Source organism: Polaribacter litorisediminis (assembly GCF_019968605.1).
In the GTDB taxonomy this organism is placed as follows: domain Bacteria; phylum Bacteroidota; class Bacteroidia; order Flavobacteriales; family Flavobacteriaceae; genus Polaribacter; species Polaribacter litorisediminis.
The window spans coordinates 1,893,865-1,920,477 of record NZ_CP082966.1; the positions used below are offsets into that span (position 1 = coordinate 1,893,865).

Sequence of the window (26,613 nt, forward strand, 5' to 3'; positions counted from 1 at the left end):
ACATATGATGAAAAAAATAATACTATATATTTCTATTTCTCTTTTTTGTTCGCTTTCCTTAAGTGCACAGAGCAAAAAAGAAGGAAGAGAAAAAATTAGAACTTTAAAAATTGCTTACCTTACTGAGCAGTTAAATTTAACGGCAAACGAAGCTCAAAAGTTTTGGCCTGTTTATAATGCCTTTGATAAAGAACAGCATACTTTAAGAGGTTCTTATCGGTTTAGCTTAGAACAAGCGATTCAAAAAAACGAAACTCTTGATAATATTAGCGAAGAGGACTCAAAAAAATTGGTAGCTCTAAAATTAAGTACGGACAAAAAATTATATGAGATTCAGAAAGATTTTATAAAAAAAATAGAACGGATTATTTCTAATAAAAAAATTATAAAATTACAAATTGCAGAAATTGAATTTGGAAGAAATTTAATGCGGAAATACAGACGAAGAAAACCTTAATTATAAAAATTAATCGTATAAAAAAGGGAGCAAATTGCTCCCTTTTTTATTTTATTAAATTCGTATAAACATATAACTCTGGTTTATTTGCTGTAAATTCTTTTAGCCAAATGATTAACTCTTGTATCTCATAAGGTAATAATCTTTGCAATGATTTTTCTAATTCTTTACAAAATAAATCTGAATTAAAACTTACTTTACGAAGCACAGTCTTTGTGTACTCAAACATAGCTCTAGCCATTTTTATAAATTTTTGTTAGTAATTAAACGTAAAATCTTATTATATATTGCTGTATGTAAAAGTAATAAAAAAAATCAACATTTAAAATTGATGTTGGTCTTAAAATTTTGTTTAAAAAATGTTAATTTTATAAACTGTTAATTTTATCAATTAACGCTTTTGCTTTTGTTTCTAACTCTTGACTTATTGCTTTAAAATGAGCTTTCTTATTTTCTACATTACTGGTATTTATTTTTGCAACCAAAGCATCAAAAGTTTCAATTGCTTCGTCAATAATTTCATCACCTTTTGCAGATTCGTTTTTTAAGGTAGTAACGTCTAATGCGTATTCTATAACATCTCCTAAAACGTAATTAATATCTTTTTTTAAATTTTTTATGCTAGCCATAATTTGTTATTCTTTTAATTGGTGCAAAGTTAGTTTATTTATTTAAAAAAGCCCTACAACATCCTTTATATTTGAAACAGTTTTATAGGCTAATTTAGATGATTCTTCTATAGAAACCTCTTCATGAACCCAAGTAGTATGAAATGGTACATGAATTGCAGATGCGCCAATTTTTATAAGTGGTAATACATCTGATTTTAGAGAATTACCAATCATCAATAATTCAGATGGATGAATCTCTAAATGCTTTATCAACTTTAGATAATCTTTTTCTTTTTTATCACTCATTACTTCAATATGATGAAAATATTTTAACAAATTAGATTTTTCTAACTTTCGCTCTTGATCTAATAAATCGCCTTTTGTAGCCACAATCAGTTTGTATTTGCCTTCCAAAGATTGCAATGCCTCCTCCACTCCTTGCAATAATTCTATTGGTTTTTCTAACATTTCTTTACCAATATTTAAAATTGATGCAATTGTCTGTTGTTTTATTTGATAGTTAGACAATTCTAAAGCACACTCAATCATAGAAAGTATAAACCCCTTTACACCATAACCATAAAATGCTAGATTCTTAATTTCTGTTTGAAAAAGTTCTTGGTCTATTTTATTTTTAGTTTCGTATTTCGATACTAGTTGTGCAAAGTCTTCCTCTGCTTCTCTAAAATAGGTTTCGTTTACCCATAAAGTATCATCAGCATCAAAAGCAATTACTTTTATATTTTTATACATGCTTATTTAGATATTGTTTTGCTTTTTCTAAATCTTCTGGAGTATCAATTCCTACTGCTTCTATCGTTGTTTCTACCATTTTTATTTTCTTACCAATTTCTTGATACCGAATGGCTTCAATTTTCTCAGCGGCTTCTAAAGGCGTCATTGGCGTTTTATAAAAATCTAACAACGCTTGTTTTCTAAACGCATAAACGCCTTTGTGTTTGTAATATTTTACAGAAACTTCTTTATCTCGATGAAAAGGAATTACACTTCTAGAAAAATATAGGGCTAAATTATTTACATCCGTTATTACCTTAACATTATTAGGGTTTTCAATATCTTTTTTATTGGTAATTTGTACTTTGAGTGAAGCTAAATCGATCTCTTTTTTTACATCAACTTTAAAAACATTAATTAATTTTGATAAAGAAATAGCATCTATAAAAGGTTCATCTCCCTGCACATTAACAACAATATCAGCCGCTATAAATTCTACAGCCTCGGCAATTCTATCAGAACCACATTCGTGTTCGGTTTTACTCATTATTACTTTACCACCCACTTGATCTATCGCTTTAAAAATAACATCCGAATCTGTTACAACATACACCTCTTCAAATAAATTAGTCTGCAATGCAGCTTCATAAGTTCTTACAATCACCGATTTTCCGCCTAAATCTTTCATTAGTTTTCCTGGAAAACGAGATGCACTATAACGCGCAGGAATCATAGCTATTACTTTCATAAATTCTTTTTATTAAGCTATAAAGATACTATTTAAAAGGGATAGCCTTAAATTAAGTTTTTAAAAAATGAGTATTTTTTAGCAATTAAATGAATCAAATTTTCTTAAAAATTAGAAACTTAAAAATAAAAGACCTCGCTTTAGAATTGAACTTTACGGAAAAAATATATTAATTTTCATTAAAACTGTGATATTTATGCGTATTTTTCTGTTCTTAATATACATTTAAGTTAAAAAAAATAAAATTATGGGTCTTTTCTGGGATTTAATTCAACAAAGTGAGATAAACGAACAAAGCGAAAAAGCAGCGAATCTGGAACAGAGAGTTGCAGCATTAGAAAACGAACTTTCTAAAACCCAACAACTTTTAAGAAAAACATTGATCACTTTAGAAAAACATCTGGGTAAAGATATTGATGGTGATGGAAAATTAGGGTAATTGTATTTTTTTCATAGAGATGTGTTTCTTGAAGCAATCCTTTAAAATAGTTTAAAAAATTAGAAACTGATTTATTTTATAAGGAATTGATTTCAAATTGTATTTTTACGCGAGGAATCGCAAGGTATTCGTGTATAGTAACCCATATTACATGTTGTGAATTGATTTCAAATTGTATTTTTACGCGAGGAATCGCAAGGCGATGAAGAGTTTCCGATGAAGCTTTTCAGTTGTGAATTGATTTCAAATTGTATTTTTACGCGAGGAATCGCAAGAAAATGTAGCAAGGTTAGAAAACGAAATTAGTTGTGAATTGATTTCAAATTGTATTTTTACGCGAGGAATCGCAAGCATTCCCAGAGGATGTAGTTTTGTGTGCTAGTTGTGAATTGATTTCAAATTGTATTTTTACGCGAGGAATCGCAAGATCCCCACCATCAGTTGTAACATTCCAAGTGTTGTGAATTGATTTCAAATTGTATTTTTACGCGAGGAATCGCAAGCTCCAAAACCAAAAGACAAACTATTTAAACGTTGTGAATTGATTTCAAATTGTATTTTTACGCGAGGAATCGCAAGAAAAAGTATGAATCTTCGCCCATTGAAAACGTTGTGAATTGATTTCAAATTGTATTTTTACGCGAGGAATCGCAAGAAAGTTTGGTATTTTTGAGGGTTGATTTACGTTGTGAATTGATTTCAAATTGTATTTTTACGCGAGGAATCGCAAGCTAGTAAATTATTATATTCAATTATTGCATGTTGTGAATTGATTTCAAATTGTATTTTTACGCGAGGAATCGCAAGTTTAATAATAACCATTCTTTTACTTTACGCGTTGTGAATTGATTTCAAATTGTATTTTTACGCGAGGAATCGCAAGCTAATACCACTTTAAGCTATGATTTAAGAAGTTGTGAATTGATTTCAAATTGTATTTTTACGCGAGGAATCGCAAGAAATATACCAAAAAGGATTGAAGCCTAGTTGTTGTGAATTGATTTCAAATTGTATTTTTACGCGAGGAATCGCAAGCAGTGATGGCTAAAAAAAGTTATACTACTGGTTGTGAATTGATTTCAAATTGTATTTTTACGCGAGGAATCGCAAGTTTAAAGAAATAGAAGAAAACATGGATGTAGTTGTGAATTGATTTCAAATTGTATTTTTACGCGAGGAATCGCAAGAAATGATAGAAATGTAAACTTAACTAATATGTTGTGAATTGATTTCAAATTGTATTTTTACGCGAGGAATCGCAAGATATGTAATTTCTAAAAGTCATAATTAATCGTTGTGAATTGATTTCAAATTGTATTTTTACGCGAGGAATCGCAAGCTTACTTCTTAAAGTGCTTCGTTCCGCTGGGTTGTGAATTGATTTCAAATTGTATTTTTACGCGAGGAATCGCAAGAGTAAAACTCATCGAACGTTGTAAAGATACGTTGTGAATTGATTTCAAATTGTATTTTTACGCCAGGAATCGCAAGGACTTTAGATAGTTTAGTTTTAGGGGATGGGTTGTGAATTGATTTCAAATTGTATTTTTACGCGAGGAATCGCAAGCTGGATTGATGATTTTATTAATTCTAAAGGGTTGTGAATTGATTTCAAATTGTATTTTTACGCGAGGAATCGCAAGTAAATTTTTATATTCCATAAAACCATTCTTGTTGTGAATTGATTTCAAATTGTATTTTTACGCGAGGAATCGCAAGGTTTACATCCGTTTCTTTATAAATGTTTTGGTTGTGAATTGATTTCAAATTGTATTTTTACGCGAGGAATCGCAAGGCTTCTAAAGTAATATCATTAGCGATAAACGTTGTGAATTGATTTCAAATTGTATTTTTACGCGAGGAATCGCAAGAGATAGCGTAATTTCTTACGATGTAGCGCCGTTGTGAATTGATTTCAAATTGTATTTTTACGCGAGGAATCGCAAGTATATTTGAACTCTTTCATACTTTGTATTAGTTGTGAATTGATTTCAAATTGTATTTTTACGCGAGGAATCGCAAGTATTGCAAAAACTTCTACTACCACCTTTGGGTTGTGAATTGATTTCAAATTGTATTTTTACGCGAGGAATCGCAAGTATTCTTTTGACACCATAAACGGCTCAGCTGTTGTGAATTGATTTCAAATTGTATTTTTACGCGAGGAATCGCAAGGACGTTTGACGAATTCAATGCAACGATTTCGTTGTGAATTGATTTCAAATTGTATTTTTACGCGAGGAATCGCAAGTAGGAACAAGAAATAATCCAATAAACTATGTTGTGAATTGATTTCAAATTGTATTTTTACGCGAGGAATCGCAAGGAGTTACAAAATATTAGCCACAAAGGAACTGTTGTGAATTGATTTCAAATTGTATTTTTACGCGAGGAATCGCAAGTTTGATGAAAAAGTAATATCGTTTCTTGGTGTTGTGAATTGATTTCAAATTGTATTTTTACGCGAGGAATCGCAAGACGGAGTTGAATTACTACTATCCCTTGCACGTTGTGAATTGATTTCAAATTGTATTTTTACGCGAGGAATCGCAAGATTTTCATACTTTTTGTTTATTTATTCATTGTTGTGAATTGATTTCAAATTGTATTTTTACGCGAGGAATCGCAAGCAAAAACAGGAACGCCAACAAGAATAGATTGTTGTGAATTGATTTCAAATTGTATTTTTACGCGAGGAATCGCAAGAGCAGTTCCAGGAGTTAATGCAGCGATTGTGTTGTGAATTGATTTCAAATTGTATTTTTACGCGAGGAATCGCAAGTTACCAATGAGCATTGTAAATGGTTGCTTGGTTGTGAATTGATTTCAAATTGTATTTTTACGCGAGGAATCGCAAGACGATTTTACAACATCGGTTAAAGTTAATTGTTGTGAATTGATTTCAAATTGTATTTTTACGCGAGGAATCGCAAGGTCAATCCCAAAATATTGAGTAAAATCAATACTTTGGGATTCTTTTTTTGAATTGGAAAAATTACTCTGTTCATATTGTCGAATTAGCATTTTTTCCGTTTTTTTATTTGTACTACTTTGTTCGTTTCCATAAAAAGATTGCTTCAATCGTTCCTCTTGCGCAATGACAAAATTAAAATAATTGTAATTGTTGTGTGGGTTGTGGTACATCTACTTCCTTAATTCCGTGAAACAATTCCATATTGCCAAACTGCTTGTCTGTAATTTCTAAAATACAGACTTTACCGTGCTTTGGCAAACTTCTTTTTACTCGTTTTGTATGTACTTTAGCATTTTCTCTACTGGGGCAGTGTCTTAAATAAATTGAAAACTGAAACATGGTAAAACCATCTGCAATTAATTTTTTACGAAACAGACTTGCAGCCTTGCGCTCTCTTTTCGTTTCGGTTGGCAAATCAAAAAAAACGAATACCCACATAATTCTATACGCGCTAAATCTATTTACTGACATTTTTTTAATCTAATTCAGGATATTTTATCTGCCTTAATTCTCCTGTAAAACATTTATATAAACTCGCCGTTGTTGTGGTTACTGCCACAAATAAAGGTCTTACTACTCCATCAATTAAAACATCTTGTGTCGCAATGGTTAAAATATGTGCTTTGGCTTGTTTGGTTAACTCAAAATGATCTCGAAAACCATTTACATAGTTATACACCAACTTATCTACAAAAGGTCTATAAGGCTCCATAATATCGTCTGCCAAACAATAGGCATTGTATTTATTTTTATGAAACAACCCCAAAACGGGTAACATTCCGCTACTCACCAAGGCTCTAGCTACAATACTTCTTAAAACAGCATATCCAAAATTTAATAAATTATTGGGTGCTTCTCCAAAACGCTGTCTTGAAAAATTATTAAATAAATGTTTCCAATAATATTGTGCTGCCATTCCTTCTCTATTAGTAGTATCGCCACTTTTTACGGTCAGTTTATATTCGGCTAAAGGTTCTGAAACTTTATTATTTAAAACTAACAAAGCTTCTTGATTGGCTATTTTCTGTTCGACAGTTTGCTTCCATAATTGCTTTTTTAAAGGTTCTGATGCTACTAACTGATACTTTATTCTTTCGGAATATTCTGAATGCCCATATAAGGGCAACATCATTCCAAAAGGCAAATGATGTTCATCGCAACTCACCACAGCTACATTATTTCCTTGTAATTGTATTAAAAGCTGATTACTTATTGTTATTTGATAATGATCCAGCATTAATAGAGCAATATCTTCAATAGGGACAGTTCCTTTTATTAATTTGGTTTCTACTTCTTGAACAACTAATTGCTTTTGTTTGAGTTTTAAATAAGATGGCTTTCCAATATATATGGTTCTTTTAATCATAAATCAAATCATTAATATTCTCCTAAATGCACTATTTCTCCAATATGATTAATTCTAACTTTAACGCAATTAAGTAATCTCTTATCTGTTAGAGATTTTATGTGAAAATAAGCAACATTCTTAAGTGCCTTAATCTCCTTCTTAGAAGAATCCAAATGATGCCTAAACACAAAATCCCTAACTATGTTATTTCCATAATTTATGGAAGATAAGGACTGAACATAGTGCAAATTCTTACTAATTAATTTTTGATTTATTCCATCCATTAAATCAACTTCTTTTGGATTAAAATCATCCGTAGGAAAAAGAAACATTTCATTTTGTTTCATTGTAAATAAAAACTTCCAACCAATATTAGCATTAAGTCCTTTATCTATTATTGGCAAACCTGCATTAACTCTTGCTATAGCCCCAAATAACGAAACCACTTGTTCTTGTAAATTACCTTTTTCGTCTTGATAAATAGCAACGTGATGATTATTTCCTGTACTCACAAAATCTACTTTTATATTTTTCACATTTTTATCTAAAATATCTTTTCCAAAATGGTCTTTTTTAGCGTGTAAATTCTCTGCATTCTTAACACCACTAATTAAAACTCTTTTAATTGAAATTCCTTTTTCTTTATTTAACCAAATAGGGTTTTTCCCTAAATCTGAAAATGCTTCTTTAGGTTTATAATTATACTCAGTTAATCTGTTTTCTAAAATTCTACGTATACCAAAATCAATAACTTTTTGAATACTTTTTAAATCTTTAAAGTTGTCTGGATTAACTTCTTTTCTAATCGTATAATTATCTTCAAAAGTTTTTGTTTTCACTTGCTCTGGCATTACTTTTCCTTCTTTAAAATAAATCGGATTTTTAGCGAGTGTATTTTTTCCTGTAAACGCTTTTTTAGCATCTCCATTAAATTCTTGTAATCTTTTTAAAAGAGCTTTTTTATACAATGGTTTTGTAACTGTTTGTATTTTCTCTTCTGTAAATTTTGCGTTAACTTTTTCCACCTTTATAATTTCTTCTTTTAATTTTCCGTAGATAGTTTCTTTATGTAACTGCCCTCTTGGTGTCAACTGAGTTTTTACTAAAAAAACATCTTTTCCTTTTAATTTTGTTTTATTTTTATTTTTTGTGACTACTTTATTTTTAGCTTTGAATGAAATTAAAATTTGTTCTAAATGCTCTTTTGCTTCTGCTCTAAAATTATCTACAGGAGCAATAAATTTTCTTTGGCTTCCTCCGTTTTTTTGTTCGTACCTTCTAGTTATTTTTTTTCTAATTCCATTTAAACTAATTTCTTGCTTATATTTTTTAGCATGTTTTTCGCTACTTGTATCATCTCTTGAAGCATTTAAATTATTTAAATATTGAATGTGATTTTCGGTTGTAAAAGCTACCGCCAATGCATCCATTGCGTGATGTCTGTGGTCGTTTCTTTTTGTCCAATCTATAATTTTCTCTACTTTTTTATCGTATTTTCTTTCTTGAAATTCTGTTAAACCTAAAGCTCTATATTTTGGCAGGTTTAATTCTTTCATCACATTAATTAAATCCCAATCTTCACGTAATTTATCAGTAATTCTGCCTGTTGTTGGTGTTACTTTCCTAAAAACTTCTTCTAGAATTTGTTTTGCTTTTTTTGCTATGTATTGGCTGTTTCTTAAATCTCTTTCGATAAAATCTTCTGGTAAATCTTTTTCTGATAGTAGCAGCTTTATATATTTGCCTTTCGAAATTTCTTTTAAATTATATACGCTTTCTACTCTTACTTTATAGTTCTCTAAATCAGCATTGTATTTATCACTAATAAAATCGAAAGCTAACATATCTGCTTTCTCTAAATTTACACTTCTGTAGGCTAATGTTTTATTAGAAAAAGAATCATCAAATAATTTTGCTTTAGGTATAACATGTTCAATATCAATTTCTTTTGAAAATAATTTTTCTCTTGGAATATGTTTATTTGTAAATAAGGTTTTATAAGCATTACTCTTTAACTCATCATATAATTTATATTTAACAACATCATTTCTTGTTGGGTTTTTTATTCGAAATTCTGATTGTAAAATCTTTCTAATTTTTTCGTTTTCTAAAGTTGCTTTATTAATATATTCTGTGGCATCCGCTCTTTCTTTAGCAGATTTTTTCAACTCTCTTGCTAATTCAATACGTATCTCATCAGGTTTACCATATTCATCAACAATTTGATTGATAACATTAATCATCTGATTCAGAATTTTTTCTACAACAGGATTTCTTAAACTATTTTTTGTTAATAAATCTAATTTATCTTTTAAAACACGGTTTTCTAATTCTTCTTTGGTTAATGAGTTCGAGTGATTGTATTGCGCTAGCTTAGAGGCTTCAGAAAATTCGTGACCCTCAACTAAAAAAGGTAAAATCTTTTTTATTGCTCTTGCACTTAAACTACCATAATCTTGTTGTAAAGAAACTTTTGCCATTAAAGTTGCATACTCTGGCTTAAAACCATATTTCTTATGTAATATTTTCTTTAAAGCAACATTCGTGTTTCCGTAAATTCTTTTGTCTTCTGCTAAAATTTTATCATCATCTTGAGCTGCATATAATAAATGCCAAAACTGATAACTCTTTTGTTTATCAAAATCATTACCCTCTATATTGGCATCAAACTCTAAAATCTCCTCATCTATCCCTACGGCATTAAAAATTGCTTTTAATTCGTAATTAATTTCTTTAGGCGTTTTCTTTTCCCAATCCTCTCCATAGCCTTCAATAATTGCTATTTTCTTATAAACTTCATACAATTTTTGATTTGTATTATTTCCTTCAATTCCTTCAGAGAAATTTGTTTTCCAAATTTTTGTATTTAAACCAACAAAGTCTAGCACCTCTTTTTCTGATAGTTTTCCAAAAAGATTTAATTTTTCAAATAACATTATTTTTAATTCGTGTTCCGCTTCACGGACTTCTTTTGTGGTTTTATTAAAAAATTGGAGATTATTTATAACTGACCAAATTTTAAATTCTTGAAATAAAGGTGATGATTTTGGGACAGCCTTATGATGTTTCTCAAACCTACAATCAGAAATTAAATGTTTTTGAGATTTTAATTTTCGTTGATAAAAAATAACTACATCACGAATTTCTTTTTTTAATTCTGACGTTAATTCTGCATGGAACATTGCTTGTGTTTCCCAAATTTTCTCAAATTCATCTAAATAATCTTGTCTATAAAAAACCTGATTTCTTAATGATGTATGATTGTCTTTTACAATTTGTGTATATAAATTTTGCCCAACAGTTTCATTATTAAAATACAACTCTTTGCTTCTGTCACTAATTGCACCTAAATATCCACTAGATTTATTAAGATTATTATTTATTTCAACCAAAACATAAGCAACTTCTTCTACCTTTAATTGCTTAGATATTGCATCACTTCTCCATTTGTAATGTTGCTTTTTTACTTCGTCTCTTTTTCCTTTATTTTCTGCTGTATAAATTCCATGAATTGCTAGAAAACGTTTTCTACTATTTTGTTGCCCTTGACCTTCTATTTTTTGATAAAACTCAACTGTTAAAATTTCTGGGTAGAATTGTTTTTGGAAGTTCCAAATAGCATCAAATTCAGTTTCTAAATCAGAACGATAAAAATCAGGAATAAACTTTTTACCCTTTTCTAATAAGTTAGTAACATATTGCCCAACTGTAAGATTATTATCATACAATTCTTTTGCAATTGCCATTCCGTCTATTAAACTTCCCTCCTCTTCATTTTTAGCTTTTCTACTACTTTTATAACCACGCTTTTTATTTATAGATAGTAAAACTCTTGCAAATTCATCTAAATTAATTTTATCTGTTGCTGATTTTGCTCTTAAAGATAATGTTGTATGCGTTGTATTTTCTCCAACTTCTGTCAATAGAGTTTTCTCTGAAATGATTTTATTTTTGATTAAAATTTCAATGAGGTTTTTTCTACGAAGTTTAAAACGTTGTAAATTTCTTCTTGCTCCTCTTTTTAGAGTTCTACTTGCGTTTGGTGACAAACCTTTTCCAGCTAAAAAATCTGCCTCAGGATTTTTTGATTCAGAAACTTTACCACTTTTATCAATTTTACTAAAATTATCATATTGAATAATTCTAACTCCTAATTTTCTGATTTCTGATTTTTCATTTGATTTTTCTGCTTCGTTTACCAAAGCCCAACCTATAGATGTAGTTCCTAAATCTAGTCCTAATATTCTTTTCATATATCTGTGTTTTTTAAATTTGCTATAAAACTATGTGAAAAACATTTAACGATTGTACGTAAACCCGTAAATCGGTTAATTATTTTTATTGTATATTTGAGGACAATTTGAAATCAATTCACAATAAGGATTATTCCGTTGTGAAAACATTTAAAGCGGCATTATATGTATTTATAATGTCGCTTTCTCTTTATTAAGGTTTTGAGAACAGATATTTCTTATTCATTGTGGCTTTATGACAATACATTAAAATCAATAAACATTTAAGTAAACTCTATAACAACCTGAGTTCTTTTCATAAAAAGCAATTTGTTTCCTTAACCGTTTGATATTTTATAAAGGGTTTTTAGCTAAAAGTTATGTGCAACTAAACCTACAACAATATGTTAAAAGAAATTAGTAAAGTTTCTATATCTAGAATGTTCAATTTTACTTATCCACAAACATTCTTTTTCGTAAGTTGCTAGCTTTGTGGATTTAAGTCCTTATTTTTTTCGAACGTTAATTTATAGCCTTGGCAAAAAATAATACCATTTTAGACATCTAATGCCGTAATAAATCGTTTCTTTTTCGCTTACTTTTTATTAAAAAAAATGACCGTAACGAAGGCTACGCTAATTGTTTTTTAATTTCAATGAACCAAAAAATAATTCAATTTATTTACACGGCATTTAATAACTAAATTGGTATAAATATGCTTGAACCTTGCTTGGCTATTCCAATATTCCCATAAAAATTGAAACATAATACAATCCTGTCAATATGAAAACAATACCAGCAATTATTCGCATTACTTTTTCAATTTTCGCAATGCTATTATAGAACACACTTACTTTTCCTGCTGTAAAAGCCAATAAATAAGTAAAAAGAATCACTGGTAATCCTGTTCCAAAGGCAAATACAATTGGCAAATAAAGTCCGTCTGCTGATGCAATAGACATTGGAATTAACATACCAAAAAATAATGCACCACTATACGGGCAAAATGCCAAAGCAAAAATAACACCTATAAAAAAAGAACCTAAAAGTCCTTTATCCTTAAATTTTTCGGATAGTTTTTCTTGAAAATTTATTTTTCCTAAAAAATTAAGTTTGATAATATTTAGCATAATTAAACCAATGATGATCAATAAAGGGCCTAAATATTTCTCTCCATGTTGATTGAAAAATCGAGCGATATAGAATTTACTTGCTCCAAAATATAAAATCAGACCAATGGCAGAATAACTAAAACTTCTACCCAAAGAGTAAAGAAATCCGCTTAAAAACACTTTACGTTTACTAGAAATCTGTTTAGAAATAAAAGCGGTTGCAGTTATGTTGGTCGCCAAAGGACAAGGACTAATAGCTGTCATTAGTCCGAGAACAAATGCTGATAAAATTGGAATATTATAATTTTCTAATAGCCATTTCAAAAAGTCCATTAAAGTGTTTTTAATTCCGTTTCTATTTTAGTTCAGTTCTTTAGAAAATATTTCTTGATCATTTCCATTCATAAAAGCAAAGTCGGTTAAATTTATTTGCGTCTCCTTTCCGTTTTTAATCATGTTTAATATTAATGCTGTTCCTGATGCCTCAAATTTTTCAGCGATTTTTTCATTTTCTTTTTCATCCACATTAATGACCTGAAATGTGATTTTTTCAGTTTGTAACTCTTTAGCAAAATAAGTGTTTAACGTATACTTTGTATTTGCTTCAATGGCATTACACGTCATACATCTGCGTGTAGAGTGAAAATCTAAAACTTCCATTTTAGAGACAGATTTATCTATAGAAGTTGATTTGTTTTTATTTTGATGATTGCAAGAAGTAAGTAGTAAACTAATGGCTAAAACGATTAAAAATTTGATTGTTTTCATTTTCATTTTGATAGATGGTTTATAAAATAGTATTAAATATATATCCTGAAATAATAATGCAAAGTGTAACGACACCAAAAAATATAGCAATCAATTTTAAAGTCATCACTTTTTTTAGGAGCATCGCTTCGGGTAAAGATAAGCCCACAACCCCCATCATAAAAGCAATGGCAGTTCCTAAAGGAATCCCTTTAGATACCAATACTTGAACAACTGGGAGTATGCCAGAGGCATTAGAGTACATGGGTACTGCCAAAATAGTTGCTATAGGAACTGCAAATAAATTGTCTTTGTTCATATATTGTTCAAAAAATCCTTCAGGAATGTAACCATGCATTAATCCGCCAATGGCGATTCCTACCAATACATAGGGAATAATACCTTTCAGAATGGTTTGTACTTCTGCCCAAATAAAAGGCAAACGTTGCTTTAAGGTTTGTTTTTCGGCTATAAATACTTCTTGTTCTTTTTTTGCATTGGCTAAAACTTCTTTTACCCAAGGTGTTAAATAACGTTCTAATTTTAATTTCTGAAGAATTATACCAGAAACCGTTCCTAATAAAACACCACTTACAACATAGATAATCGTTGTTTTAAGACCGAATAATCCTATAAAAAGTCCAATTGCCACTTCGTTGACCAATGGAGAAGTAATTAAAAAAGCAAAAGTGACCCCCAAAGGAATGCCGCCTCTTACAAAACCAATAAATAAAGGCACAGAGGAACAAGAACAGAAAGGTGTTACCACACCAAAAAGACTTGCCACGAGGTACTCTAAACCATATAATTTATTTCTTGATAAATAGTTTTTAACCTTGTCTATAGGAAAGTAGCTGTTCACGATTCCCATAAAAAAAATCACAATAAAAAGCAGGATTAAAATTTTTATAGTATCGTAGATAAAAAAGTTCAAGGCTTCTGCCAAATGGTGTCCTTCCTCTAAATTAAAGACCTCATAAACCAACCAATCTGTAATACTTTGTACCCAATTGAACATGATAAAATTTGGTTATTTTAAAAGCGCTAACACTTCTTCTTTAGAAGGCACCCTACCCTTTATGGTAATTACACCATCGATGACTAGTGCCGGAGTAGTCATAACATTAAACTCCATAATTTTCATAATATCTTCCACTTTTTCGATGGTTGCATCAATTTTATAATTGGAAACAACCTCTTTTACAACATTGGTCATCGATTGACATTTTGGACATCCCGTTCCTAATACTTGTATTACTTTAGTCATATTACTTTTATTTGTTTATCACCAATAAACGATATTATTATTAAAAAATATCAATCAAAAAATTGCTGAAATAATGATTTTGCGATTTGCCAGTTTTCTTGATGGATACAATACTTTATTTTAGGTGGTTTTAATTCGCCCTGAATAAGACCAGCATTTTTTAATTCTTTAAGATGCTGAGAAATCGTAGATTGCGCCAAAGGAAATACAGCTACCAAATCACCCGTAAAACAACAAGACTGATTTTCGAGATGTTTTAAAATAGCAATACGTGTTGGATGCCCAAGAGCTTTTGCAAATTTCGCTAAAGATTCGGTATCTTGATGGTATGCAATTGGTTCTATATTTCTCTTCATAATTCTTATCGCAAATACACGATTGATTCTTAAATTACAGAGTAACAAAAGTTACCCACAATTCTTTTTTAGGAATAATATTTTTTCTTGAACCAAAAAGAAACTCGAACCAATAAAATTAAGGCAGGAACTTCTACTAAAGGTCCAATAACTCCTGCAAATGCTTGCCCTGAGTTCAATCCAAAAACTGCAATCGCAACGGCAATTGCCAATTCAAAATTATTACCCGCTGCTGTAAAAGCCACCGAAGCGGTTTTATCATATGTAGCTCCTGTTGCTTTGGTTACAAAAAAGCCAATGATAAACATGATGGTAAAATAGAGTATTAAAGGAACGGCAATAATCAAAACATCCATCGGGATTTCAACAATTAACTCTCCTTTTAAAGAGAACATCACTACGATTGTAAATAATAGCGCTATTAAAGTGATGGGTGCAATGGTCGGAATAAATTTTTGTGTATACCAATTTTCTCCTTTTAATTTTACGAATACAAGTCTACTTAAGATCCCCATGACAAATGGAATCCCTAAATAAATAGCGACACTTTCTGCAATGGTTGCGATTGAAATATCTACAATAGCCCCTTCAAATCCGAAATAAGGAGGAAGAACGGTTATAAAAATCCATGCATAAAAACTATATGCAAATACTTGAAAAACACTATTTAAGGCAACTAAACCAGCTCCATATTCGGTGCTTCCTTCTGCCAAATCATTCCAAACCAAAACCATGGCAATACAACGCGCCAAACCAATAAGAATTAATCCAACCATATATTCTGGATAATCACGCAAAAAGGTAATGGCTAAAAGAAACATTAATACAGGTCCAATAATCCAATTAAGAAGTAAAGAAATAGACAGAATTTTTGTATTTCTAAAAACTTTTGGCAATAATGCGTAATTGACTTTCGCCAAAGGCGGATACATCATTAAAATTAAACCAATTGCGATGGGAATATTTGTGGTTCCGCTATTGAATGAATTGATAATTTTAGGGAAATTTGGAATAAAATACCCGAGTCCTATTCCGATTGCCATTGCCACAAAAATCCACAGCGTTAAGTTTCTATCGAGAAAACTCAATTTTTTTGATGCCATTTTTTATAATTTTATTTGGGAAAAAACATAGCATAATTCGGTCGCTATTTGTATACTTCTTTCATTGTATTTTTCAGCTTGCTGTGGTGTATTATCAAACGCTTTCGGATCTTTGTACATAACAGGAATGCGCTTTTCTGCACCTAAAATAATGGGACATGCTTCATTCGCAGCATCACAAGTCATAATGGCCGCAAATTCAGATTTCGGATTAAATACATGGTCTAATTTTTTAGAAAAACCAATGATAGGGTGCTCGTTATCCGCATATTTTATGCTATATACCGGATTTTTTCCTTCTGAAAGTTGATCAATTTTAAACCCTGAATTCTTTAAAGTTTCCGCCGCCATTGAGAACAATGCTGTAGCTTCTGTTCCTCCTGAATAACAAAACACATTTTTAATATCAAAGTAGCAAGCCATTGTCTGAGCCCAGACCTGTGATAAATGACTTCTGCGAGAATTATGAGTGCAGATAAAGTTGATTCTAATTTCTTGGTGATGTATAACTTTGTACTGAATATATTCTATGAGTGGTTTTAAAACTTCTTTACGCTCATTTGAAATAGTTTGATGATTTAATTCTTTGATTACATTTTCTATTTCTGAAAATAATTTTGCTTGCATGGTTCTACTATTATTTAATTTTTAAAATGATCAATAATTTTTTTAATTTTAACAGCAATCTTCTTTGTTAGAAATATCTTGATTTAAAAACGGCAAAATCGTTGCTTTCATTTTGGTCCAATTTCCAGCGTGAATACAATAACAAACACTCGTTCCCTCTACATTTCCTTTAATTAATCCTACCTGTTTTAGTTCTTTTAAATGCTGTGAAATTGTTGCCTGCGCTAGTCCAATTTCATTGACCAAATCTCCGCAATAGCATCCATCAATTTTAAAAAGTTGTTGCAAAATAGCTACTCTCGCCGGATGTCCAAAAACTTTTGCTAAAAGTGCAATTTCATTTTGTTGGTCGGTAAACATTTCAGTTTTAGCTAATCCCATTTTTTATTTATTGCAATATTACGATTAATATTCAAATAGCCAAAAAATTCTAGGTTGTTTGCTAAAATAATTTCCTAGCGTTTCTTTTATATATTTAAAATGAAGTGGCATCTTCTGTTAAAAATTTATTTTTAAGAATATGTTGCTTTAAAAAAATGCCGTAATAATTAGATTCATATTTCTATCCTGTAAAAAAGAAAAAATAACGATTTTTTTATGAGAGCTCCTGCTCAACCTCAAAAATTATTTAAAAAGACCTTGTATTTTAATTTAAGGTTTTGTTAACAATTGTCATTTTCTGAAATCGTAATTTTGAATCAATTAAAATAAACAATCAATAATCATGAAAAAAATTATATTATCATTATTTGTAGCAACTTTTGCATTCTCTGCAACGGCACAAATTAAAACACCAGCGCCAAGTCCGGCGCAAAAAATAGAACAAACAGTTGGTTTAACACAAGTAACTTTAGAGTATTCTAGACCAAGCATGAGAGGAAGAAAAATCTTTGGTGGACTAGAGGATTTTGGAAAAGTTTGGAGAACAGGTGCAAATGCCAATACAAAATTAACGTTTTCTACCGATTTTATGATTGATGGAAAAACAATAAAAGCAGGAACCTATGCTTTGTACACGATTCCAGGAGAAAAAACTTGGGACATTATGTTGTATTCGGATGCCACAAACTGGGGAAACCCTGCAAAATGGGATGAAACCAAAGTAGTTGCTAAAGTAACGGTTGACAGCGTGAGCCTCCCTATGGATGTGGAAACATTTACAATTACTTTTGACAATTTAACCAATACTTCTGCTCATTTAGCAATAATGTGGGAAAACACTATGGTAAGTCTACCTTTTGAAGTACCTACAGATGCTATGGTATCGAAACAAATAGAAAGTCTTATGGCAGGTCCTTCTGCACAAGATATGTATGCTTCTGCAGTATACTATTTAGAAGCAGGTAAAGATATAAAACAAGCACAAACTTGGATTGATAAAGCCATAGAATTGACCTCTGATGCGCCAAAATACTGGATGTTACGTCAGCAGTCTTTAATTCACGCTAAGGCAGGAAATAAAAAAGGAGCAATCGCAGCAGCAAAAGCTTCTTTGAAGTATGCTGAAATTGCGAAAAACGCTGGTTATGTAAAAATGAATAAAGCATCTCTAAAAGAATGGGGAGCTATGTAAGATTCCTTTTTCTTATCATAATATTCTAAAATCTCAAGTTTACGACTTGAGATTTTTTTATGGTCCATAAATTCATATTGGTTTTAATGCTTTTAAACTACCTTTGTTAAAAAAACATACGCATGCAGTTTTCAGAATTACCATTAGACAAATTAATTTTAAAAGCAGTTCAGGAAGAACGATTTCATACGCCAACATTGGTGCAAGAAAAAGCAATTCCCGTAATTTTGGAAAAGAAAAATGTAATCGTTGCTGCACAAACAGGAACTGGTAAAACGGCAGCATTTGCTTTGCCAATTATACAATTACTACTTGGCAAAAAAGAGACTGAAAAAAGAAAAAAAAGAATAAAAGCGATTATCGTAACACCTACTAGAGAACTAGCCATTCAGATTGAAGAAAACTTTCATAGTTTCTCGAAATACACTGATTTAAAAACGACCGCTATTTTTGGAGGCGTTTCTTTAGATCCTCAAAAAGAGATTTTAAAAGCAGGTATTGATATTTTAATTGCAACGCCAGGGAGATTAATCGACTTACAAATACGAGGTGCCGTTGATCTTAGTTATATAGAAATCTTTGTTTTAGATGAAGCCGATTTAATGTTGGACATGGGCTTTATAAATGATGTTAAAAAGATAGAGAAATTATGTCCTATTAAAAAACAGACCCTTCTTTTTTCTGCCACCATGCCAGATAAAATTGTAGACCTCGCAAAATCAACCTTAAAAAACCCTGTAAAAATTCAAATAAATCCCGAAGAAACTACAGCAAAAAATATTGGTCAGTTAGTCTACAAACTTCCTAAAAAAAATAAAACAGATTTGTGTTTGCATTTATTACGCAATACTATTAACGGGAGAATTTTAATTTTTAGACGTACTAAATTCGGTGTTGATAAATTGGAACAAACACTTCTTAAAAACAACTATCATGTGTTCAGTATTCATGGTGATAAAACTCAAATTGTAAGAAATAAAGCCATTGAAAACTTTAAAGAGAAAAAAGCCAGCATTTTAATTGCTACGGATGTTGCTGCTCGAGGAATTGATATTAGCAACGTCGATGCGATTATTAATTTTGATATTCCGAATGTACCTGAAACCTATGTGCATAGAATTGGTAGAACGGGTAGAGCTGGCAAATCTGGAATTGCATTTTCTTTTTGCAGTCCCGATGAGGACGCTTACCTCTACAAAATTGAAGAAATTCTTGAGAAAACGATTAAAGTGATTACAGATCATCCTTACCCGCTAACACCTCCTAAAAAGGTAAAAGTGCAACCAAACACGATTAGTAAAAATAAAAAAGGGAGAAAATCTGAGGCTTCTAAAAAAAATAAAAAACGCTGGTACTAGTTCTCTAAAAATAAAATCGAGGTTACGATTATCTAATATAAATAATCATTGTTGTCCGATAAAAGATAAAAAGACCGCTTTCGCTGTTAGAATCAAGAACAAAGACTTGAATGGAACTAACTGAAAAACAAAATTATTACGATTTTAAATTTTTCCATACACCTAAATTCTAAAGCAGTTTTAATAGCAAGGTGTACTACTTTAAAAACTCTTAAAAATCAAGACTATCAATACTTTAAAACACTTTAGCTAATTTTAATCGGACAACACTAATAAAAAATGCTCATTCCATGCGACACACTAAAACGTATACCCAATCAACATCAAAATAACTGAGTAAATTCGTTTATTTTTAGGCATCTAAAGAGAATGTTTTTAAAATTTATAGGAAATCATTGAGAAACCCAATGGGTATAAAACAAAAAAAAAGCTCGTTATTTCTAACGAGCTTTTTTTAAATTATATAAGTTAATTTCTTATTCAGAAACCACTTCAAAGCTAACTTCGGCAACTACCTCTCTATGCAAACGCACAGAAGCTTCGTATTTACCCAATCTTTTTACAGAACCACCAGTCACTTTAATAAATTTCTTATCGATTTCTGTACCTGCTTTTGCTAAAGCTGCTGCTAAATCAATGTTGTTTACAGAACCAAATAATTTGTCTCCTGAACCTGTTTTAGATGCAATTTGTATTTCATATCCTTTAATTGTTTCTGCTATTTCATTAGCATCTGCAATTAATTTAGCCTCTTTATAAGCTCTTTGTTTTAGATTCTCTGCCAATACTTTTTTTGCAGATGAAGTAGCTAAAATTGCTTGTCCTGTAGGGATTAAAAAATTTCTACCATATCCGTTTTTTACAGATACCACATCATCTTTAAATCCTAAGTTTTCTATGTCTTGTCTTAATATCAATTCCATGATTCTACCTCTTTAATTATTTTAACATATCACCAACATAAGGCATTAGCGCTAAATGGCGACACCTTTTAATTGCTTGCGCAACTTTACGTTGATATTTTAATGAAGTTCCTGTTAAACGTCTTGGCAAAATCTTACCTTGTTCGTTTACTAAATACATTAAGAAATCTGCATCTTTATAATCGATGTACTTGATACCTTTTTTCTTAAATCTACAGTATTTAGCTTCTTTTTTTGTTTCAATATCTAACGGAGTTAAATATCTAACGTCAGCAGATTTACCACCTTTTGCTTGTTGTTCTATTGATGCCATACCTTATTTTTTTGTAGATTTAACACGTTCAGTTCTAATTTTTGCCCATGCAGCAGCATGTTTGTCAAGTCTTACGGTTAAATAACGCATAACGCTATCATCTCTTCTAAACTCTAACTCTAAAGCACTGATTTCTTCACCAGCTATTTTGAACTCTAATAAGTGATAAAAACCACTTTTTTTCTTTTGAATTGGATATGCTAATTTTTTTAAGCCCCAATCTTCTTTTGAAATCATTTCGGCACCTTTAGAAACCAAATAGTCGTTAAACTTTTGTACTGTTTCCTTTATCTGAGTATCAGATAAAACGGGATTCAAAATGAAAACAGTTTCGTAATGATTCATAATTGATAATTTATTGTTTATTTTTAAGGGTGCAAATATAATAACTTTTTTATATTTACGACTGCTTTTTAGAACTTTAAAAAATTATTTAAAATACTGATATGCAAATACCTGAAATACCCAACTTAATTCACTTCGCGATTCCATTTTTTATAGCCACTGTAATCCTTGAAGTCATTTTAACGATTAGCATAAAATCTAAAGAATACGAATTAAAAGATGCTAGCACTTCTATTTTAATGGGTTTGGGTAATGTTTTTATAGGGTTGTTTACAAAGACAATAATTTTAGGCGTGTTTTTATTTTTCTATAAATTTAGATTTTTTACAATCCCATTTGTTTGGTGGTCTTGGGTTCTTATTCTATTTGCTGAGGATTTTACCTATTACTGGTTTCATAGAATTAGTCATGAAAGCAGGTTCTTTTGGGCGAGCCACGTAGTACATCATTCCTCAAAAAAATATAATTTAAGTACGGCTTTACGACAGACTTGGTCTGGTAGTTTTTATACGTTTGCCTTTTGGATTCCCTTAATTTTAATTGGATTTCACCCTGTAATGGTATTAGTTCAAATATCTATTAGTTTAATTTATCAATATTGGATTCATACTGAATTAATTGACAAAATGCCAAAATGGTTTGAAGCTATTTTTAACACACCGAGTCATCATAGAGTGCATCATGCTACAAATCCGCAATATTTAGATAGAAATCATGCCGGTATTTTTATTATTTGGGATAAGCTTTTTAATACTTTTGAGCCAGAAGTAGAACAGCCCAAGTATGGACTGGTAAAAGATATTGAATCGTATAACCCCATAAAAATTGCTTTTGCAGAATGGTATTTGATGTTTACCGACTTTTTGACATCAAAAACGGGCATCATCAATAAATTAAAATATTTTACAAAACCACCGGGATGGAAACATGATGGAACGGGAATATCTTCTGTAGACTTAAGAAAAGAATGGGAGAAAAAAAATAGGTAAGTTTACACATACCTATTTTTGTTTTATCATATCGACTGGTTTTTTGTTAATCAAAAATACCTTCTAACTCTTTGTAAACAATTTCACCTTTTACAATGTTTAACCCTTTAGATAAGGATACATCTGTTTCACAAGCTTTTTCCCATCCTAAATTTGCAATTTTCAAAATATAAGAAAGTGTAACATTTGTTAATGCAATTGTAGAGGTATATGGCACAGCTCCAGGCATATTAGCAACACAGTAATGCACTACATCATCTATAATATAAGTAGGAGCTTCATGTGTGGTTGCTTTGGTCGTTTCAAAACATCCGCCTTGATCTACAGCAACATCTACAACGACCGTTCCTGGTCTCATTTCTTTTAACATATCTCTGGTAATTAACTTTGGAGCCTTCCCTCCTTTTACCAAGACACCACCAATAATTAAATCATGAGTTTTTATCAATTGTCGGATACTATATTCGCTAGAAAAAGCAGTGGTAACATGGTTTGGTAACACATCATTTACATACCGTAAACGTTTCATGTTGATATCCATAATCGTAACATGAGCACCTAAACCTGCAGCCATTTTAGCCGCTTGCACCCCTACAACTCCAGCACCTAAAACTAAAACTTTACCGGGTGCCACTCCGGGAACACCGCCCAATAAGATTCCACGACCTTTAATTGGTTTTTCTAAATATTTTGCTCCTTGCTGAATTGCCATTCTTCCTGCAACCTCAGACATTGGTGTTAATAAAGGTAACGTTCCTTCTTGATCTTCAACAGTTTCATAGGCAATACATATTGATTTACTGTCAATCATCGCCTTGGTAAGAGGTTCACTAGAGGCAAAATGAAAATATGTAAATACAATTTGATTTTCTTTTATCAAAGGATACTCCGATGCAATAGGTTCTTTTACTTTTACAATCATATCACTTTGACTGTAAACATCTTCTATAGTAGGTAAAATGGTTGCCCCTACATCTTGATATACTTTATCAAAAAAACCACTACCCTCCCCGGCAGTAGATTGTACAAAAACAGTATGATTTCTTTTTGTTAATTCAAAAACACCTGCTGGCGTCATGCCAACTCTACTTTCGTTATTTTTAATTTCCTTAGGAATTCCAATTTTCATGCTAAAATCGATTTTAGTTTTAAAAATGTTAAAAGTAATATCTTTTTTAGTATTCATAATCATAAATGTTTCAAGATTTAATTTTTACCGATTCATAAATTTTTATCATTGTTGTCCGATAAAAGATAAAAAGACCGCTTTCGCTGTTAGAATCAAGAACAAAGACTTGAATGTAACTAACTGAAAAACAATATTATTACGATTTTAAATTTTTCGATGCATCATAAATTCTAAAGCGGTTTTAATAGCAAGGGTACTACTTTAAAAACTCTTTAAAATCAAGACTATCAATACTTTAAAACACTTTAGCTAATTTTAATCGGACAACACTAAATTTTTATCTTAAAAAAATGAGAATAAGTAAATAAATAGAAATCGATAACTAAAATGAATGACAAAGCCGTTGCAAATACAACGGCTTTGTTAACAAAAAATAAAGTTTCATTTTATCGATTAATTAAAATCGAAGCGAATTCCCATCGATATATTTCTAGTTTCCGTATTTTTAAACAAAGGATTCAAATCGTATTTCAGATACAAGCTAGTAGATTTATACCCCACATAAGTACTCAAACCATAATTTATAGTATTCATATTAAAATTATCGTATTGTATTTGTTTTATATCGATATTATCTGTGTCCACATATTCTAAATATTGTCTTGTGCCTAACTTAAAACCAACAAAACCGCCAACTCCCAAACGAACAGCTCGGTTCGTTCTATCTGACACGCCACCATCTTTGTACACTCTATTTTTAGATAAATCCCACTCTAAATGCATTGGAAAATTCATTTGCACATGACGTAATCTACTTTCTGATAATTGATTTGAAAATGTTGCAATTTCAGTAATCTCATCATTTTTAACATGCAGCCTATTGTCCTCTAATCGTAAATTATTCCAAAGAAATGAAAAACCATATTTAAAATACAATTGAGACGGTTTTTTAGATATTCTTGTTTTCCATGTAAAACCTATTTCATAAAAACGAGATCTCCAAAATTGATATTCAGAATTATTTAAAGATGAAAAATCGTTATCATTTAAAACATTATTAACGCCAAGCGCAAATACAAACTGCGTGGTTGTTCTGTTGCCAAAACCTCTATTTTTTCTTCTATTAGGATTATCTTTAGTTTCTTTATTATCTTCTTCATTTACAGAAAAACGAAATGTTTTGCGCCCCACTGTAAATGTATTTAACGCATCTTTATTAAAATTTTCTTCCTCTGAACTGGCAATTTTTCCGTTTGTTTTATCTTGCACTAACTCTTGCAATAAACGTTCTTGCGCGCCTACTAATGTTTCAATTTTTCTTGCATGATACGCAGCAACCTCTTTCTTTAAAGTTTCTGCCATAGTTTTTGTAATTTCTTCTTTCTCTAGTCTTTTATCAATATGAATCACTTTTGCTTTTAAAGAATCTTTTTACAGCTTGGTAATCTTCTCGATTCTTTGTGATATTTTCATAACTTCTTTCTCAAATGTTTTCTCTTGAGATTGCGTAATCGTTGCACATAACAACAATAAAATTAGTACTGTTTTTTTCATTTTAATAGATTTTAAATTTATATTCTTTGGTTTATATTTAAATTGTTATTTAATTTTACATAGAGATTGCTTCGTAATCAACAAAGACAGTGCTAATCATTTCTACTGGTAATTGCAGAGGCAATATCTGTAACTCTTCTTTTTAATGATTTCATAAAATTATTCTGAAAAACATCGTCATCTATCGTGCGCTCTACTTCTGCTAGAATAGTATTTGGATCTACACTTAAATTAGATTCCTTCAGCTGATTTTGAATCGTTTTTAAAACACCTGCCCTATTCACATTATATTTTGCATAATATTTTTTTACATCTTCTGGAGAATTTGTTACCGCGTATAACAAATCTTCGCTATTAACTTTTATGCTGACATTGGGGTTTTGTTTTAATCGTTCTATCTTATTTTTAATTGGTTCCTCCCTCGCCAGATGTACAATTGGTAGCGCTTCCATCTTTGCAATGATAATTTTTTCTTTTTCTGAAACTATCTTTATTTTTTGAGATTTCTTATACTTTTTAAGTGCATTATTATTCTTTTTTACAACAGCATTTGTATTCAAATCTATTTCTTTATCAACCTTATCTTTCTTTACAATTGCTTCCTCTGATGGAACTTCCTTAATAAATTTATCAATATTTGTATTGATTATTGTTTTGTCAATTGGAGAAACTACTACTTCATTTTTCGGAATAAAATCTTTTGTATCCTCAGAAAATAATTGAATTCCGATTGAAACCAACAATAAAATACTTGCTGCTGCGCTTATATAAAAAAACCAACCAATTTTCTTTGGTTTGGGTTGCTCATCTAGTTGCACAGATAAACGCTCCCATGCAGAAGCTGATGGTTTAAAAGTTCTATTCTGAAACTTATTTTGTATGTTTTTATCTATTTTATTTGTTTCCATTAACTGTTCTATTCATTTTAATATAATTTTGTTGCAATAATTTACGTGCTTTAAATAACTGCGATTTTGATGTACTTTCAGAAACGCCTAATTTTTTAGAAATTTCAGAATGTTTATACCCTTCAATAGCATATAAATTAAATACCATTTTGTATCCTGCTGGCAATTGATCGATTAATTTTTGAATATCTTCTACAGAAGTGTTTTCTAAATTTTCTGTGGCGACATCATTAAAAACATACTCTTCATCAGATAAATCGACGAAGTTTTTCTTTCTTAAATAAGAAATGCACGTGTTTACCATAATTCGCCTTATCCATCCCTCAAAACTACCTTCGTGTTTAAAAGTGTGTAAATTGGCAAATACTTTTAAGAAACCTTGCAATAATAAATCTTCTGCATGATGCAAATCTTTTACATATTGCCTACAAACCCCCAACATTTTCGGAGAATGCTCCTCAAACAAATGCTGTTGCGCTTCTCTATTATGATTGCTAGCTTTTTTAATGAGCGTTTTTTGTGAGTTATGTAGTTTTATAATTTTCAAGCCTCTTGTTTCTGTTTTTACTGCCTTACAAATATATAGACTACAAAACTTTTAAAAAGGTTGCTTGGAAGTTTAAAAATTTTTTAAAAAAATTATTTTTTTATTGAATACTTACAAGTTTGTTTATCAAACTTGAAATAAACAATATATTGTATCAGCCTACTATTAAGATTGCTATTATGTCATAAAAGAGTCTATTATTTTAGAAATAAACATTA

At 30.5% G+C, this 26,613-nt stretch carries 27 protein-coding genes and 1 CRISPR repeat array; of the genes, 5 read left to right on the plus strand and 22 right to left on the minus strand.

All coding sequences use genetic code 11. From position 1 onward, the window contains the following. The first annotated feature begins 7 nt into the window (after positions 1 to 7). Positions 8 to 457, plus strand: a complete 450-nt coding sequence (locus K8354_RS08170) for a sensor of ECF-type sigma factor (RefSeq protein ID WP_223447133.1) — start codon at positions 8 to 10, stop codon at positions 455 to 457. A gap of 46 nt (positions 458 to 503) precedes the next feature. On the opposite strand, the gene K8354_RS08175 is transcribed toward K8354_RS08170, so the two are convergent. The 4 genes from K8354_RS08175 to kdsB all read right to left on the minus strand — a co-directional run bounded on the left by K8354_RS08175 (position 504) and on the right by kdsB (position 2,551). Beyond that, positions 504 to 698 (minus strand): hypothetical protein, encoded by a 195-nt coding sequence (locus K8354_RS08175; protein WP_223447134.1) that lies wholly within the window; start codon positions 696 to 698, stop codon positions 504 to 506. Between the two features lie 127 nt (positions 699 to 825). Next, complete coding sequence (locus K8354_RS08180) at positions 826 to 1,086, minus strand: hypothetical protein (protein WP_223447135.1); 261 nt, start codon at positions 1,084 to 1,086, stop codon at positions 826 to 828. A 42-nt stretch (positions 1,087 to 1,128) separates the two neighbouring features. Continuing rightward, on the minus strand, positions 1,129 to 1,821 hold the full coding sequence (locus K8354_RS08185; RefSeq protein ID WP_223447136.1) for an HAD family hydrolase: 693 nt from the start codon (positions 1,819 to 1,821) through the stop codon (positions 1,129 to 1,131). After that, complete coding sequence (kdsB, locus tag K8354_RS08190) at positions 1,814 to 2,551, minus strand: 3-deoxy-manno-octulosonate cytidylyltransferase (protein WP_223447137.1); 738 nt, start codon at positions 2,549 to 2,551, stop codon at positions 1,814 to 1,816. The genes K8354_RS08185 and kdsB overlap by 8 nt, the downstream gene beginning before the upstream one ends. Positions 2,552 to 2,798: 247 nt before the next feature. On the opposite strand from kdsB, the gene K8354_RS08195 reads away from it, so the two are divergent. Next, a complete protein-coding gene (locus tag K8354_RS08195) occupies positions 2,799 to 2,990 on the plus strand; it encodes a hypothetical protein (RefSeq protein WP_223447138.1) in 192 nt (63 codons plus the stop codon). Positions 2,991 to 3,068: 78 nt separating this feature from the next. Beyond that, a CRISPR array of direct repeats spans positions 3,069 to 5,924; the repeat unit is 46 nt; unit sequence GTTGTGAATTGATTTCAAATTGTATTTTTACGCGAGGAATCGCAAG. Between the two features lie 172 nt (positions 5,925 to 6,096). Here K8354_RS08195 and cas2 read toward each other — a convergent pair. The 11 genes from cas2 to K8354_RS08250 all read right to left on the minus strand — a co-directional run bounded on the left by cas2 (position 6,097) and on the right by K8354_RS08250 (position 17,137). Continuing rightward, positions 6,097 to 6,435, minus strand: coding sequence for a CRISPR-associated endonuclease Cas2 (cas2, locus tag K8354_RS08200; protein ID WP_223447139.1), 339 nt, complete (start codon positions 6,433 to 6,435; stop codon positions 6,097 to 6,099). 4 nt (positions 6,436 to 6,439) lie between these two features. Then, a complete protein-coding gene (gene cas1 / locus K8354_RS08205) occupies positions 6,440 to 7,330 on the minus strand; it encodes a type II CRISPR-associated endonuclease Cas1 (protein ID WP_223447140.1) in 891 nt (296 codons plus the stop codon). A gap of 11 nt (positions 7,331 to 7,341) precedes the next feature. Beyond that, positions 7,342 to 11,565: a type II CRISPR RNA-guided endonuclease Cas9 gene (gene cas9, locus K8354_RS08210; RefSeq protein ID WP_223447141.1), complete on the minus strand. Its 4,224-nt coding sequence runs from the start codon at positions 11,563 to 11,565 to the stop codon at positions 7,342 to 7,344. Positions 11,566 to 12,278: 713 nt separating this feature from the next. After that, positions 12,279 to 12,989 (minus strand): aromatic aminobenezylarsenical efflux permease ArsG family transporter, encoded by a 711-nt coding sequence (locus K8354_RS08215; protein ID WP_223447142.1) that lies wholly within the window; start codon positions 12,987 to 12,989, stop codon positions 12,279 to 12,281. A 27-nt stretch (positions 12,990 to 13,016) separates the two neighbouring features. Continuing rightward, positions 13,017 to 13,424: a nitrophenyl compound nitroreductase subunit ArsF family protein gene (locus K8354_RS08220; RefSeq protein WP_223447143.1), complete on the minus strand. Its 408-nt coding sequence runs from the start codon at positions 13,422 to 13,424 to the stop codon at positions 13,017 to 13,019. Between the two features lie 19 nt (positions 13,425 to 13,443). Next, a complete protein-coding gene (locus tag K8354_RS08225) occupies positions 13,444 to 14,421 on the minus strand; it encodes a permease (RefSeq protein WP_223447144.1) in 978 nt (325 codons plus the stop codon). Between the two features lie 12 nt (positions 14,422 to 14,433). Beyond that, positions 14,434 to 14,670, minus strand: a complete 237-nt coding sequence (locus K8354_RS08230) for a thioredoxin family protein (protein WP_223447145.1) — start codon at positions 14,668 to 14,670, stop codon at positions 14,434 to 14,436. A gap of 50 nt (positions 14,671 to 14,720) precedes the next feature. Next, positions 14,721 to 15,026: an ArsR/SmtB family transcription factor gene (locus K8354_RS08235; protein WP_223447146.1), complete on the minus strand. Its 306-nt coding sequence runs from the start codon at positions 15,024 to 15,026 to the stop codon at positions 14,721 to 14,723. A 68-nt stretch (positions 15,027 to 15,094) separates the two neighbouring features. Next, entirely contained in the window at positions 15,095 to 16,129 is a 1,035-nt protein-coding gene (gene arsB / locus K8354_RS08240) for an ACR3 family arsenite efflux transporter (protein ID WP_223447147.1), read from the minus strand. A 3-nt stretch (positions 16,130 to 16,132) separates the two neighbouring features. Beyond that, a complete protein-coding gene (locus K8354_RS08245) occupies positions 16,133 to 16,756 on the minus strand; it encodes an arsenate-mycothiol transferase ArsC (RefSeq protein WP_223447148.1) in 624 nt (207 codons plus the stop codon). Positions 16,757 to 16,804: 48 nt separating this feature from the next. Further along, the gene (locus K8354_RS08250) at positions 16,805 to 17,137 is read right to left on the minus strand and encodes an ArsR/SmtB family transcription factor (protein WP_223447149.1); all 333 of its coding nucleotides are present in this window, start codon (positions 17,135 to 17,137) and stop codon (positions 16,805 to 16,807) included. 343 nt (positions 17,138 to 17,480) lie between these two features. Here K8354_RS08250 and K8354_RS08255 point away from each other — a divergent pair, with 343 nt between their 5' ends. Both K8354_RS08255 and K8354_RS08260 read left to right on the plus strand, forming a co-directional pair. Further along, entirely contained in the window at positions 17,481 to 18,329 is an 849-nt protein-coding gene (locus tag K8354_RS08255; protein ID WP_223447150.1) for a DUF2911 domain-containing protein, read from the plus strand. A gap of 122 nt (positions 18,330 to 18,451) precedes the next feature. Then, positions 18,452 to 19,687 (plus strand): DEAD/DEAH box helicase, encoded by a 1,236-nt coding sequence (locus K8354_RS08260; RefSeq protein ID WP_223447151.1) that lies wholly within the window; start codon positions 18,452 to 18,454, stop codon positions 19,685 to 19,687. Between the two features lie 476 nt (positions 19,688 to 20,163). On the opposite strand, the gene rplI is transcribed toward K8354_RS08260, so the two are convergent. Genes rplI through rpsF form a run of 3 tightly spaced genes read right to left on the minus strand, consistent with a single transcriptional unit; the run spans position 20,164 to position 21,268 of the window. Beyond that, positions 20,164 to 20,610 (minus strand): 50S ribosomal protein L9, encoded by a 447-nt coding sequence (rplI, locus tag K8354_RS08265; protein ID WP_223447152.1) that lies wholly within the window; start codon positions 20,608 to 20,610, stop codon positions 20,164 to 20,166. A gap of 16 nt (positions 20,611 to 20,626) precedes the next feature. Next, positions 20,627 to 20,923 (minus strand): 30S ribosomal protein S18, encoded by a 297-nt coding sequence (gene rpsR / locus K8354_RS08270; RefSeq protein ID WP_223447153.1) that lies wholly within the window; start codon positions 20,921 to 20,923, stop codon positions 20,627 to 20,629. Between the two features lie 3 nt (positions 20,924 to 20,926). Continuing rightward, positions 20,927 to 21,268, minus strand: a complete 342-nt coding sequence (gene rpsF, locus K8354_RS08275; RefSeq protein ID WP_223447155.1) for a 30S ribosomal protein S6 — start codon at positions 21,266 to 21,268, stop codon at positions 20,927 to 20,929. Between the two features lie 101 nt (positions 21,269 to 21,369). Between rpsF and K8354_RS08280 the strand changes: the two genes are divergently transcribed. Beyond that, complete coding sequence (locus K8354_RS08280; protein ID WP_223447156.1) at positions 21,370 to 22,257, plus strand: sterol desaturase family protein; 888 nt, start codon at positions 21,370 to 21,372, stop codon at positions 22,255 to 22,257. Positions 22,258 to 22,303: 46 nt separating this feature from the next. On the opposite strand, the gene ald is transcribed toward K8354_RS08280, so the two are convergent. The 4 genes from ald to K8354_RS08300 form a co-directional block, all read right to left on the minus strand. Beyond that, entirely contained in the window at positions 22,304 to 23,386 is a 1,083-nt protein-coding gene (gene ald, locus K8354_RS08285; RefSeq protein WP_223447634.1) for an alanine dehydrogenase, read from the minus strand. 453 nt (positions 23,387 to 23,839) lie between these two features. Next, positions 23,840 to 24,796 carry a hypothetical protein gene (locus K8354_RS08290; RefSeq protein WP_223447157.1) on the minus strand — a complete coding sequence of 319 codons (957 nt, stop codon included), beginning with the start codon at positions 24,794 to 24,796 and terminating at the stop codon, positions 23,840 to 23,842. A 236-nt stretch (positions 24,797 to 25,032) separates the two neighbouring features. Beyond that, complete coding sequence (locus K8354_RS08295; protein WP_223447158.1) at positions 25,033 to 25,848, minus strand: hypothetical protein; 816 nt, start codon at positions 25,846 to 25,848, stop codon at positions 25,033 to 25,035. Next, the gene (locus K8354_RS08300; RefSeq protein ID WP_223447159.1) at positions 25,835 to 26,395 is read right to left on the minus strand and encodes an RNA polymerase sigma factor; all 561 of its coding nucleotides are present in this window, start codon (positions 26,393 to 26,395) and stop codon (positions 25,835 to 25,837) included. Before K8354_RS08300 ends, K8354_RS08295 begins: the two co-directional genes overlap by 14 nt. Positions 26,396 to 26,613: the final 218 nt, after the last annotated feature.